The 13180-nt window shown below is 53.3% G+C and carries 6 protein-coding genes, 2 tRNA genes and 1 pseudogene; 6 read left to right on the top strand and 3 right to left on the bottom strand.

Annotated features, from left to right (window positions below; genetic code table 11):
• The first annotated feature begins 117 nt into the window (after positions 1-117).
• The gene (gene nhaA, locus FPK30_RS06680) at positions 118-1494 is read left to right on the top strand and encodes a Na+/H+ antiporter NhaA (RefSeq protein WP_186279435.1); all 1377 of its coding nucleotides are present in this window, start codon (positions 118-120) and stop codon (positions 1492-1494) included.
• 110 nt (positions 1495-1604) lie between these two features.
• Here nhaA and FPK30_RS06675 read toward each other — a convergent pair whose 3' ends face one another.
• Together FPK30_RS06675 and FPK30_RS06670 are read right to left on the bottom strand one after the other, a co-directional pair.
• A complete protein-coding gene (locus tag FPK30_RS06675; protein WP_144085840.1) occupies positions 1605-2372 on the bottom strand; it encodes an SDR family oxidoreductase in 768 nt (255 codons plus the stop codon).
• 479 nt (positions 2373-2851) lie between these two features.
• Positions 2852-3460, bottom strand: a complete 609-nt coding sequence (locus tag FPK30_RS06670) for a M48 family metallopeptidase (RefSeq protein WP_186279434.1) — start codon at positions 3458-3460, stop codon at positions 2852-2854.
• A gap of 104 nt (positions 3461-3564) precedes the next feature.
• Here FPK30_RS06670 and FPK30_RS06665 point away from each other — a divergent pair.
• The 5 genes and pseudogenes from FPK30_RS06665 to FPK30_RS06640 all read left to right on the top strand — a co-directional run bounded on the left by FPK30_RS06665 (position 3565) and on the right by FPK30_RS06640 (position 11420).
• A tRNA-Ile gene (locus FPK30_RS06665) sits at positions 3565-3638 on the top strand.
• A gap of 37 nt (positions 3639-3675) precedes the next feature.
• A tRNA-Ala gene (locus tag FPK30_RS06660) sits at positions 3676-3748 on the top strand.
• 336 nt (positions 3749-4084) lie between these two features.
• On the top strand, positions 4085-9097 hold the full coding sequence (locus FPK30_RS06655; protein WP_144085838.1) for a type ISP restriction/modification enzyme: 5013 nt from the start codon (positions 4085-4087) through the stop codon (positions 9095-9097).
• A gap of 1177 nt (positions 9098-10274) precedes the next feature.
• A pseudogene (locus FPK30_RS08290) lies at positions 10275-10890 on the top strand (isochorismatase family protein); the annotation flags it as partial.
• 317 nt (positions 10891-11207) lie between these two features.
• Positions 11208-11420 carry a hypothetical protein gene (locus FPK30_RS06640; RefSeq protein WP_186279433.1) on the top strand — a complete coding sequence of 71 codons (213 nt, stop codon included), beginning with the start codon at positions 11208-11210 and terminating at the stop codon, positions 11418-11420.
• Between the two features lie 28 nt (positions 11421-11448).
• Here FPK30_RS06640 and FPK30_RS06635 read toward each other — a convergent pair whose 3' ends face one another.
• Positions 11449-13176 (bottom strand): amino acid ABC transporter ATP-binding/permease protein, encoded by a 1728-nt coding sequence (locus FPK30_RS06635; RefSeq protein ID WP_222102868.1) that lies wholly within the window; start codon positions 13174-13176, stop codon positions 11449-11451.
• Positions 13177-13180: the final 4 nt, after the last annotated feature.

Genomic DNA, 13180 nt, shown 5'->3' with positions numbered 1-13180 from the left:
CAGAATTCCAAGCCATCAAATGCCCGACCATCAAATCCACAGCATGGGCAGGGCGAATCTGACAGAGGCCAGCACAATCGACTCCATCTTTCAAATTTTTTCGCAACCTTATCTTCATTGGCAGAAAACGATCGGATCACCGGGCTATTCATGATGGTCTGCGCCCTGGCCGGGCTGATCCTGGCCAATCTGCCAGAGACCGGGCCGGGGCTGAACGCTCTTGCCGCTTGGATTCCTCTGGACCTGCCCGGTGGACTGAGCCTGTCCCTGAAGGATTGGATACAGGACGGGCTGTTGACCATATTCTTCCTGACCATGGGCCTTGACCTGCGCCAGGAGGCTGCCACGGGCACTCTGCGCGACCACAGGCAGGTCCTGCTGCCCATGCTGGCCGCCTTGGGCGGTGTGGCTGTTCCGATTCTGATCTACTGCCTGTTCAACCTGGGCTCCCCAGCCAGTTTGCGTGGCTGGGCCGTCCCAACGGCCACCGATGTAGCCTTCTCCCTGGCGGCTCTGCAACTGCTCCTGCCCAAGGCCGGGCCCGCCCTGCAGGCCTTTTTGATGACCCTAGCCATCTTCGACGACCTGATCGGCGTCCTGCTGATCGCCCTGGGTTATTCCAGCTTGGGACAACCGAGCTGGCTGCTTGTCTGCCTGGTCGGCCTAGTGGTCTGGGCCTTGCTGGTCCGAGCGGCGAGCCGTTCCGCCCGCCTCTGGCGACCCTTGGTATTTCTCTGCTTGTTGGGCGCTCTCGCAGGCGGTCTGCTGGCCTGGTACAGCCTCTTCAAGGCTGGAATCCACCCGGTGCTGGCGGGAGTGGCGATGGGCCTATTGACCCCTGTTGCCAGGTCGAAGGCATCTGAAGCGGAAGCAACAGAAGCGGAAGAGCCTTCGGCCAGTACCGCGCCGAATTTAACTGAGCCAACCGAGCATAGGCCAACCGATACAAAACCATCCGGTAACGAGCCGACCGAGACCCATCCACCAGTGACCAGTCAAGCCAATACCAAACCAGCTGGGTTTGAACCAACTGAGATTGAGCCAAACCGCAACCCGACGCTATCACCGGCTGAACGGCTGGACCACTTCCTGACCCCTTTGAGCGCCCTGGTGGTCCTGCCCCTTTTCGCCTTCTTTTCGCTGTCCATCTCCCTGGATCAGCTGGGACCCGGACTGCTGACGGACCGGGTCTTTTGGGGCGCCACGCTGGGACTGGCCTTGGGCAAACCCCTGGGAATCCTGACCATGGTGATCCTGGCAGGTCATCTAGGGCTGCGGCGGCCTGCCGGCTCTACGACCGGGAACATGATCGGCCTCTGCCAGCTCTGTGGAATCGGCTTCACCATGTCTTTCTTGATCGCCAACCTGGCCTTCGCCGGATCCCCGCACCTGGAGTCAGCACTGCTGGGCGTGCTGGCGGGATCGGTCCTGTCCGTACTCATCGTGGCAGTGGGCACTACCCCCGGTCGACTGCGTTCCGCTAGGCACACATAGGCTTAGCAGCCAAGACTCAACCTCTGCCAGACCCGGTTCCTGCCAGAATCAACCTGCCAAACTGGGTTTTTGGCAGAATCAGTTTTGCCAGAATCGATCCCTTACCAGGCTCAGCTGCGACGGTAAAGCTTGGTGTATGAGCCCTCGGCACGAGGACGGATCACAATCTGGTCAATGTCCACAGTGTCAGGCTGCTCCAGGGCCCAGGTGACGCATCCGGCGATGTCGTCGGCGGTCAGCGGGTCGGGCACCCCGGCGTAGACTGCATCGGCCCGGTCGCTATCCCCGCCGAACCGCTTCAGGGAGAACTCGTCGGTGTGGACCAGGCCCGGGGCAATGTCGACCACGCGCACCGGCTGACCGATCAGCTCCAGCCGCAGAATGCGGGCCATGACCCGTTCCGCCGCTTTGGAGGCGCAGTATCCACCGCCGCCCTCGTAGGGCTCGATGCCTGCCGTCGAGGAGATGACCAGAACCGTGCCCTCCGACTCTTTCAGGGCCGGGAGCAGCTTCTGGATGACCCGCAGGGTGCCGATGACGTTCAGCTCATACATGCCGCGCCAATCGTCCAGGCTGGAGGTAGCCACCGGATCCTTGCCAAAGGCCGCGCCAGCACAGTTGACCAGAGCTTTGACCGGACCGCCCTTGAGCATAGCATCGACGGCCGCCTGGGTGGAGTCCTCGTCGGTCACATCGCAAACCTCATAGGTGAAGTTCTCACCCAGCTGGTCAGCCAGAGCCTTGAGCTTGTCCTCGCGCCGGGCCAGGCCGACCACCTTCCAGCCCTTGTCTACCAAGGCCCGCACACTGGCCTGACCGATGCCGCTGGAGGCGCCGGTAACCACAGCACGCTTGATCGTCTTCTTGGATTCCGTCATTTCATCCGCTCCTTCATGATCAATTGCCCCGGATCAGCTCCACACGCGCCTCCGGGTCACAGGGAGCCTGCCTAACTGCTGCAGTGCCATCCCTCTTCCTCAACGCTAGCGCACCAAGATGGGCTGCGGCAGTCTCCTGTCAGTCTTCGATGACCAATGTGGCACATCAAACCAGGCTTGAGTAGAGCCAGAACGAATCAAAGGCAGATTAGTTGAGTCAGAACAGAGCAAAGTCAGATCGGGCTGAATCAGACCGTATAGTCGGTCTAAATCAGGATAGACAGGACGATCAAAAACCGATTCAACTTCCTACCAGATGGCCTAGCGAGGGTTCGGATTCGGAAATCATCAGCACGGATGATGCCGCAGGTTCGTAATTTACAAGCTCCCCGTCCACAAGTTCAGGACTCATGAGGATTTTACGGCTCCGGAAGTCATGGATTCAGAAGTCATAACTTCAGACGTCTAAGCTTTGCGGGTTACAAAGCCAGATAACGGTTAAGACGACGACGGCGCTCGGTCCAGTCAGGCATATAGCAATCCATCCGCGCGCGGAAGCCGGGGCCGTGGCCATGCTCGTAGAGGTGGGTCAGCTCGTGAACCAGCACGTACTCCAACAGGTCAGGATCCAGCCAGGCCAGGTCGGTGTTGAGCCGGATGCTGGCAGTGGCGGGGGTGCAGGAGCCCCAGCGGGTTTTCATCTTCCGCAGACTGATGCGCTCAGGCCGACGGCCTACCACAGGGACCCACCGATCAAGCAGAGTCGGCAGCCTCTCCTGGAGAATTCTCTTGGCTTCGGCCTCGGATCGTCCTGGCTGCAGCTGACCATCGGCTCCGGGTTGGGCGTAGACATCGCGTGAACGGGCCAGACGTTCTCTAGTGGTTGCGATCCAGCGGTGCTTGCCGTCGATAAAGGCACGAATCTGGTCATCGCCCAGCTTTAGAGGCGCTGTCACTTCCAGATGGCCGTCAGGCGGCTTAACCCGCAGATAGACGTTGGCGATCCGCTTCCTGATGACCAGAACCATCTCACCGCCGACCTCCAGCTGCTCCGACCAGACTGGTTCCGCACGGCGTTTCCTCCTCATAAACCCCATTCTTCCGCCAAGACGCGACGCGACGCCGCCGAGATTGACTTGAGAGGACACTATGGTAAGCTATCCATTTGTGTGATTCTTCGGTCACACGGCATGGGCCTGTAGCTCAGCTGGTTAGAGCGCATCCCTGATAAGGATGAGGTCGGAGGTTCAAGTCCTCCCAGGCCCACGCATTCTTGCGCGGTTGAAGTTCTTTTCACATTCACGGGGCTATGGCGCAGCTGGTAGCGCATCTGCTTTGCAAGCAGAGGGTCGCCGGTTCGAATCCGGCTAGCTCCACAGGTAGGGTTTCCGGGTTTCCGCTAGGAGACCTTTCATAAGTCCTCCAATCCAGTACAGATTCCAGGCCTCTATCCTGTTCATTTTTAGTCTAGAAGAATTAGGACAATCGCACTGAATCATACGTTGCTTTTAATCGATGAATTCAACCGGCTCGGATTCTTTGTAAAAATCCCGCATCTCACTTACAGTAATTTTCATTAAACAAGTAGCGCAACAGGACACCCTTATTACTCTGGTCATGTTGATTTCCTACATCACAAAGTCTGCTTATGAGTTAATCATAATCACTTCTAGAATGACATTGAAGCCGACAGTCGGAGGATAAGGTAACTGATGACGGAATATACGGATGGCACAATTGCCCAAAGCAAGCCAACAGACTCTTTAGGGGAAATATTCACCAGCATCCTTGCGGATTCAGTTGACAAACGGGAACAGGGAACTCGATTTGAGCGCGCCGTCGAATGGTTCCTGAAAAATGACCCTGCTTGGGTTGAACGGCTGACCGGCGTATGGCTTTGGGATGAGGCTCCTACCAATCCTGGTAAACAGGATACAGGTATTGACCTGGTTGCGAAAGATGTTGATGGCACGTATTGGGCAATACAAGCGAAATGTTACTCAAAGGCGAGGCTGGCAAACGGCGATGTCGCCACCTTCTTTATGAACGCTCTCGCAGATGATCAGTACCAGCACTATATGATTGCCGATACTGCACCTGGCTATACTTCAAATTTGGAAACATACTTCAACACACACCCCGATATGGATTTGGTTCGCATGGACTTGGAAACCATGCGCGACGCAAATCTTGATTGGAGTGCGTTTGTGCACGGCACAAAGTTCAAGCAGCGTGCCACCTATGATCCTCGTCCACACCAACGGGAAGCCATTGATGCAGTCAAACAAGAGCTTTCCAAGGCTGACCGTTGCTCAATGGTTATGGCTTGCGGTACCGGCAAGACGCTGACATCACTGAGACTTACGGAAGAAATGCTGGGCGAGGGCGGCACGGTCCTATTCCTTGCCCCGTCAATATCATTGGTCTCTCAGACCATGCGTGACTGGGTAAACCAGGTTCGTGTACCCATCAACGTATACGTGGTATGCTCCGATGGAAAAGCCAGCAAGCTATCTGAAGAATCTTATGGCCAGCTATCAGATATACCATTTCCTGCGACCACAAATCCAGTAACCGTCTCTCAACGTTTCCATGTGAACGAGAAAGCGCTGAACGTAGTATTCTCTACTTACCAGTCAATTCAGGTCATTCACGATGCACAGGAAAAGGGACTACCGGATTTTGACTTAACAATCTGCGACGAAGCTCACCGCACTACCGGAGTTATCGATGGCGAAGCCGCATTCCGAAAAATTCACGACTCCCATTTCATACGTTCAAACAAACGCCTATACATGACTGCGACACCTCGCATCTTTTCAGAAGGTGCACGGAACAAAGCTGATGCTGGTGCAATACAGATAGCCAGCATGGATGATACGCACATTTTTGGGAAGATTGCATATCGTTTAAGCTTTGGCAAAGCAGTAGATCAACATCTATTAACTGACTACAAAATCGTAGTCATGCAAGTTGCCGAATCCATGATGGGCAAGCGCATGCAGGAAATGTATGGCGCCAAGGATTCCGAAATTCCGCTGGATGACGCCGCCAAGTTCGTTGGTTGCTGGAAGGCGCTTTTTGACCGGAAACGCTCACACAGTATCAGCGATATCGACATTGCAGACAGCTCTCCTACAGCGATAGAAGACGACAGTAGTCAGACAATACTGCACCACGCCATTGCCTTTGCCCCTTCAATCAAAGCATCCAAAGCACTGACAGAACGGTTCCGGGCCGTTATCGACGATTATACGTCAAATCTCGAAGACAGCAGCGAAAACAAAGCCCTTATCGATGCAAATAAAGAAGTTCTCGTAGACATTCAGCATGTAGATGGTGGCATGGATTCACAGACCCGCAAAACGCGACTGGACTGGCTGGCAGCTTCGACGGCCGACAATGAATGCCACATTCTATCCAATGCCAGATGCCTGGCCGAAGGCATTGATGTGCCTGATCTGGATGCAGTGATGTATCTAAGCAGTCGGAAAAGCAAGATAGATATCATCCAATCCGTCGGCCGCGTAATGCGGCGTTCTCATGGCAAGAAGTACGGCTATATCATAATTCCGGTGGTGATACCACTGGGCGCAGATGCTGATTCCGTGCTCTCCTCTGGAGCTTATAAACCCGTTTGGGATGTTGTTACTGCACTACGTAGTCATGATGAACGTTTGGATGCCGTTATCAACTCGGCCAGTCTTGGTGACACTGATGCCCTGAGCCGTATTATCGAAGTCGATGTACTCGATGAGTCGAAGTTGCGCAAGAACAAGCGCAGAAATGGTCAGCCAGCGAATAGAACGAACCAAATAGGCTCTCAAGAATCAGATGACCGAAAAATTACGGATGAGAATATTCAAGAGGAAAATAGCTCACAGCCTGAACTCGACTTTGACCTAAGTGAGATGGCTCGAGGAATAAATGCACAGATAGTGCGTAAGTGCGGCACAAAAATCTATTGGGGTGAGTGGACTGATGACATTGCATCCATAACCCGAAGCAGGATCGATAAAATCACTGAACTAGTTTCAAAGGAAGGACCTGCTCGCAGCGCTTTCCTTACTTTTCTTCAGGGATTACAGGACAGCCTTAATCCCGGGTATTCTGAAGCTGACGCGATTGCCGTACTAGCCCAGCACGAAATCACCAAACCAATTTTTGAAACCCTATTTACGAATAAAGAAGTACTCGCCAATAATCCGATCATAAAGGGCTTGGACCGGGCATTAAACGCCTTGTACGCAGCAGGATTACCAGACAGCATTGATAGTGTCACCTTGCGTGATTTGTATGCAAGCGTGCGGCTGTCGGCTGCTCAGTTGCAATCAGATTTGGCAAAGCAGAATCTGATTAAGGAGATTTACAATGACTTCTTCACCAAAGCCTTCAAAGATACAGCTGACTCACTGGGAATCGTTTACACGCCTGTAGAAGTCGTAGATGCACAACTGCACATGGTTGAGCGTGCACTGCAACGAGAATTCAACCAATCTCTGAGCGATAAAGGTGTACACATTTTGGACGGCTTCGCCGGCACTGGGACCTATATCTGCCGCCTTATCGAAGACAGAAGTCTTATCAGTGATGAGGATCTACCTTACAAGTACAATCACGATCTGCACTCGAATGAAATCGTTCCGCTCGCCGAGACGATTATGGATATTAATATTGAACAGTCTTACCACAAACGTGTCGGTGGCGATTATCAGCCTTTCCCTGGTGCCTTGCTAACAGACACATTCCAGATGTACACACAGGACGATCCACTCGATTTAGGTGTATTCGTCGAAAATACAGCTAGGGTGAAGGAACAAAAAGACCTGCCCATCAAAATCATTATTGGTAATCCTCCATACCGTGCAGGAGATAGCCAAAATACAGGAAATCAAAATACCAGATACCCCGAACTTGATAAACGTGTCGAAGAGACTTATGTCGCCAACTCGGATGCGACACTCAACAACTCTTTATACGACCACTACATCAGAGCTTTTCGTTGGGCATCTGACCGGATCGGTAGTTCTGGCATAGTCTGCTTCGTATCCAACGGTGGGTGGCTAACCAGCGCAGCAGGCGCAGGCGTACGGAGATGCTTCACTGAGGAATTTAATGATATCTATGTTTATAACCTGCGCGGCAATCAGCGTACTTTAGGTGAAGAGTCTCGACGCGAAGGCGGCAAGATATTTGACTCTGGCTCACGGGCCACCATTGCCATCACTCTTCTAGTAAAGAACCCCAATTCAAATCGTCATGGAATAATCCACTATTGTGACATTGGCGATTATCTATCTCGCGAAGATAAGCTTGGGATTCTCACCCAAGCGGTCACTAAAGATCCGGAATGGACCAGCTTGGAACAGGATAAGCATGGCGATTGGCTTAATCACCGTGACGATAGCTATAAGTCCTTTATACCGGCTGGTATTCAGGTTGGAACCAGAAAACTGAAGACAGGCCTCTTCTCTATTTGGTCAGCAGGGGTAAAGACCAATCGTGATTCGTGGTGCTATAACTCCGAACGTGACATCGTTATCGAAAATATGCAAAGGACAGTCGACACTTATAACTCTGAACTACTGCGCTGGCAGCAAGCAGATAAATCTGCCAATGTTCAGTCATTTCTCACAAGGGATCAGACCCGAATCAAATGGACACACGAAGTCTACAACGATATTATCCAGAATCGTAAAGCTGAGTTCAACATCAAACATGTGCGCCTCGCTCTGTACCGTCCATTCTTCAAACAGTGGCAATACATGGATCCGCAATTCAACAATCGTGTATATCTCCAGCCACAAATTTTTCCCGCTTCCAATGTGGAAAATCTTGCTATTATCACAGGAGAACGCGGCCCGTTTATCACGAACCTCGTTCCAGATCTCGAGCTTAACCACCATGGACAGTGCTTTCCACTCTACTGGTACGAGCAAATTAATGGAGCACAACAGGGCCAACTGGCAATCAATCGAGATCCTATTAGCGGGGAGACTCCACGTTGGGTTCAACATAGTGCAATAACAGATACCACACTTCGTGTATTCCGCGAAGCCTACCAAAGCATCCACTTAAGTCACCATGTACATAGGAAGAATACAACGCTTAAAGTTAGCAGAGACCCCCGCATAAGCAAGGAAGATATATTCTTCTATGTTTACGGTATCCTGCACTCTCCAGAGTATCGTCAGCGCTTTGGCAATAATCTCAAGAAGGAACTGCCCCGAATTCCCCTTGCGAATGACTTTGTGGCTTTCATGAATGCCGGGCGCGCATTGGCTGACCTGCATCTTAATTATGAAACTGTAGAGAACTGGCCACTCATGGAAGTAGGGAATTCCAAGGAACCCGGAAGAACCGAGAAAATGAAGTACCCTCAAAGGATCAAGGATCCAGAGACCGGTAAGAGGGTGCCTGACCGCACAGTGCTCCAAGTAGCAGAACACCTCACACTTCATGGCATACCATTGCGAGCCTATGAATATGTAGTAAACGGCAAATCTGCCATTGGCTGGCTTATTGATCGATACAAGGTAACCACTGACAACAAATCAGGGATTACCAACGATCCCAACAACTACAGCGATAATCCACGGTATATCGTGGAACTCGTTGAAAAAGTCGTGACTGTCAGCATGAAGACACTTGATATAGTTGAATCGCTACCGCCATTGGAAGAGCTGCCACAACCGACAGACTGGCCGGCTGATTGGCGCATATAGAGATGTCCATATCAATTGATTGTCTCTTCTCAACCAACCGATATTGCAGAAGGAGAGACAATCAATTTCGGAATGGAACATTTTATTTTGATGCATACCCCGATTCCCTGACCTCTTTCCCTGACCCCTAATTGTCTTCCTAGCCACAGGGAAGATGCTTGATTTTGTAAAGTAAACCATATGGTAGTTGCTCGTAACCGATTAGCGTCAACAGGCCATGAGAAGCCTGGCAATACCATTAACGAACAACTGCACAAAACCGAACATGGGGCGTGAAGATAGATACCGAGCTGCCGACAAGATGGTCAGGGCCATGGAGACCTAAGGAATTGACAACGTTTATGGACTGGCTGGGGATTCGGTAGATACGATGGTCTGTGCGCTCTACTGACAGAGCAGCAAAGTCAAGTTCACCCAAGCCAGGCATGAAACGGTAGCGGCTCTGGCCACTGCGGCCCACGCTGGAAAGCGGTCAGCTGGCTGTCGACTGGTGGTTCCAGGGTCATCATCCATATGCCCGACAGACTCTACGATACAAAATGGATCATGTGCCCGTGCTAGCCGTCCTGGGTCAAATACAGTTGCACCTGCTCAACACTGTGTTACTTTCAAAAGATCGATACTCTCAAGCTCTTCGATGACGTAACAGTATACAACAAGCTGGCCTGGTCCATAACAACCTAGCACTAAGGCTGCCGTGAAGTCTAGTCGATGCCAAGGCTCACTTGGCTGGGATTATCTGACGGAATATCGCTGACTGCTATGCCATGAACGTGACCACCACGCTAAAACGACCGGGGAAGCCAAGTGGAGACCATTCCACAGAGTTTGTGGCAGAAGATGACGACCCTTATGGCGGCTGACCTTGGGTATTTGCGACCGGAATTTTGAACATCTGCTTTGTCTGAAGGAAAAGAGTTGCGTCAGAAAGATCACTAACTGCCTCAACAGCCCCATAAGACCATATCTTTGAATCTGAACCGCGACGGACATTCTCGATGATCTAGTGCCCACTACGCCACCTTGTCCGCCAGCTGCATTCTCTGCATTCCTTCATATACTTGGAGACTGATACGACCGGCCGAAGCATGGCGTTAGACTGCCATAATAAAGGAGTGACTAGCAAGGTAAAGTTGGACATTCTTGATTCGTGCCATCTGTTCCAGCAGAGAAAACGATCGCCTCGACCAAGACCCTGATAATCGTGGATGTCCAGCCAACCTTTTGCGAAGGAAAAGAACTGGCGATTGAGGTAAGCAACGAGGTCGCCGGCAGGATTGCCGACTACATCCACAAGCATGCCGGGTATTAAGCCTATATGGCCACCATCCAGGACTGGTACATCGAACCCGAAAACTTTCGTCCCACCACCCAAATTTCGTAGACAACTAGCCCAAAAACATGGTATAGTCGGCTCACCCGAGGCTGAATTGCATGCCAAAATTCGGGAACAGGGAATCTCCCATCATTTCAAAAAAGACAGTACTCAGCCACATGCTCCGGATTCAAAGACATCGAGGACAACACTGATCGAGTCCAGAGCAGGCAGGAGTTCTCTAAAGCCAAATCGTCCGGTTCCACCCCAGCGGAAGCTCTGGCGCTGGCCAAGGTCGACCAAGCGGACGTAGTAGGTATCGCCGAATCACATTGCGCTTCAAAGAAACCAACCTTGACGCTGTGAAACAGGGCTACAAGGTCACGATCTTCAAGAATCTGCCGTCCCGGTCAGTGAGGACCAAGGTATAGAAGCGTGCGAGGCTATGACCCGGGCCGGTATCCGGTTGTCCACCTCCAGCAAAGAGCGAAAGAGATCGATCAGGAATTCACCATGGATGAAAAGTAGGTCTGTGGCGAATTCTCCAATAAGTATCTTCAGGCTGGGTGATGGCGAAAGATACCACTCTGGCCGTTCTTTCAGGGGTTATCTGATACTGACTTGCATATCTCATTAGCGTCTGTTTATCTGTGATGGTGTTCAACAGGTCGGCCTAATAGCCTCGGGGTAGATGGTAGCAGTACGGATACGCATCCCCTCCAGGGCTGTTTCCTTACGAAGTACCCTCTAGACCCCTGCCATTCAGATAGGCCTGGAGGCCACCAGGATCAATCATTGCCGCAACATCAATCTGGACACCATGAGTTGTGCACCACCCGGAGCGACCGCCTCCACAAGACAGACATATTCGACCGGTCGGTCCTGAGCCACGTGACCGTCTACGACGAGGCCCAGGGCTACATGCGGTTCGGAGTCGGCTACTACAAAGAGAAGTTCCAGATTCCCAAGATGCCACCGCTGCGGGAGATCATGCGCCAGTTCCTATGACTGGCAGCCGTCTTCCGTCTGCCAGCGATTAGGAGGGGATAAGTCTGCCGTCCTGCAGCGTCAGCAACCGGTCAACCCGGGCAAGAACTGAAGGACGGTGGGAGACGATCAGGCAGGTACGGTCACCCTTCCGCTCGATCAGTCTGGTCAGAACCCGACCCTCCAAGAGGGCATCCATATTGCTAGTGGGTTCGTCCAGGAGCATGAGAGGCGCTGGACTCAAAAAGGCTCGAGCCAAGGCCACTCGTTGCCGCTGCCCCTCGGACAGGTCCGAGCCATTGTCAGCAAGCAAATGATCCAAGCCGTCGGGTAGCTGGTCGATCAGATCATCCAGGCAGGCATCATGAGCCGCCTGCTCAATATCCTCTCTGCTGGCATCGGGCCGAGCCAGAGCGATGTTATCCGCCAATGTGAGACTGAATATATAAGTGTCCTGGCTCACCAGAGTCTGCTGGGCACGCAGATCAGCGGTGCAGATGGTCTCGATCGGCAGGTCGGAAACGGTCAGATCCCCGCCGCTGCGCTCCTGGAACCGCATCAGCAGATCGATCAAGGTGGACTTGCCGACTCCGTTGGCACCCTGAATCCCGATCAGCTCGCCAGGCTTGATGGAAAGGTCCAGACCCTCCAAAACCGAAGTCCGGCCGCCATGTTCACCCAGGTCGTCCTTATCCGGGTCAGTCTTGCCAGCATAGGAGAAAGAAACTGCCTTGGCCTCTTCTCCAGTGAATTCCGTCAGGGGATTCCCATGACCGGATTCCACCTCACGTACGGGCGGCTCCTTGTCCAAAAGCGAGAAAACCCGTCGGGCAGCAGCCAGAGTGGGCTGCAGGCCAGCGCCTAGCCGAGCTACAGGTATCAAGGGAGCGAAGGAAGAGAGGAAGCCGACCAGTCCGATCATTCCCCGAGCAGGATCCACCAACCCTGCCGAACCTAGATGGCAGGCCATCAGCGTGAAAACTCCAGTGCAGATCAGAGTGACCACGTTGGTGACCAGATCGTTGGCGACGGTCCGCCCAGAGGTGCGCCCCCTGGCATCCAGCATCTGGTCCGTAGCGACTCCCACCCGACGGCGAGTGTTCCCCAAAGCGCCCAACCCCGCCAGCTCTGTGCGGCCCTGCAGAGTCTCCAGAAGAAGGGAATGCAAATTGGCTTGGGCCGTCCGCTCCCTCATAGCCACCTTGAAGGTGGGTCTTGCGCTCAGGATGGGGATGAGCAGACCGACGATCAGGTAGGAGATCACGGCGGCCAGGCCCATCCAGGGTGAGAGCCAGGTGAGCAGGGCCAGGTTGGCCAAGGAGGTCACTAGAGCGATGGCGATGGGCGATAGAGTGTGGGCGTAAAAAATCTCCAGCAGCTCGATGTCGTTGGTGATCACCGTCACCATGTCTCCGCGCGCTTGATCTCGCAGGCCAGCCGGGGCCAGGGACCGCATCTTATCGAAGACCGTCGTGCGGATGTCACGGAGCATACTGAAGGCCATCTCATGGTTGTAGTACTGCTCCCCATAGGCCATAACCCCTCGGCTGAGAGCAGTCAGAACCGCCACCAGGGCCCAGACGACCCACTGGCCATTCAGCGGCGGCCAGTCCGTGACCAGGCCAATCAGGGCCGCTGCGGCTGCCATCATGCTCCAGACTGCGAAGAGATGGCCCAGACTGCCGCAGAGGATGGCCTTGCCCTCCGTGCCGGTCAGAGGCTTCATCAGCCGGGCCATGCGGCGCATCATCGTCAGATTGCCGGTCGTCTGCTGCATGTCT

This window comes from Bifidobacterium apousia (assembly GCF_007559275.1).
Classification (GTDB): Bacteria; Actinomycetota; Actinomycetes; order Actinomycetales; family Bifidobacteriaceae; genus Bombiscardovia; species Bombiscardovia apousia.
Note: the sequence above shows the minus strand (reverse complement) of the source record. Positions and strands in the feature narration are given on the sequence as shown.

Excerpts from the sequence above, each read along its gene's own strand:
- FPK30_RS06635 (WP_222102868.1), bottom strand. The coding sequence starts at position 13,176 with ATGCAGCAGACGACCGGCAATCTGACGATGATGCGCCGCATGGCCCGG.
- FPK30_RS06655 (WP_144085838.1), top strand. The coding sequence starts at position 4,085 with ATGACGGAATATACGGATGGCACAATTGCCCAAAGCAAGCCAACAGAC.
- FPK30_RS06670 (WP_186279434.1), bottom strand. The coding sequence starts at position 3,460 with ATGAGGAGGAAACGCCGTGCGGAACCAGTCTGGTCGGAGCAGCTGGAG.
- FPK30_RS06675 (WP_144085840.1), bottom strand. The coding sequence starts at position 2,372 with ATGACGGAATCCAAGAAGACGATCAAGCGTGCTGTGGTTACCGGCGCC.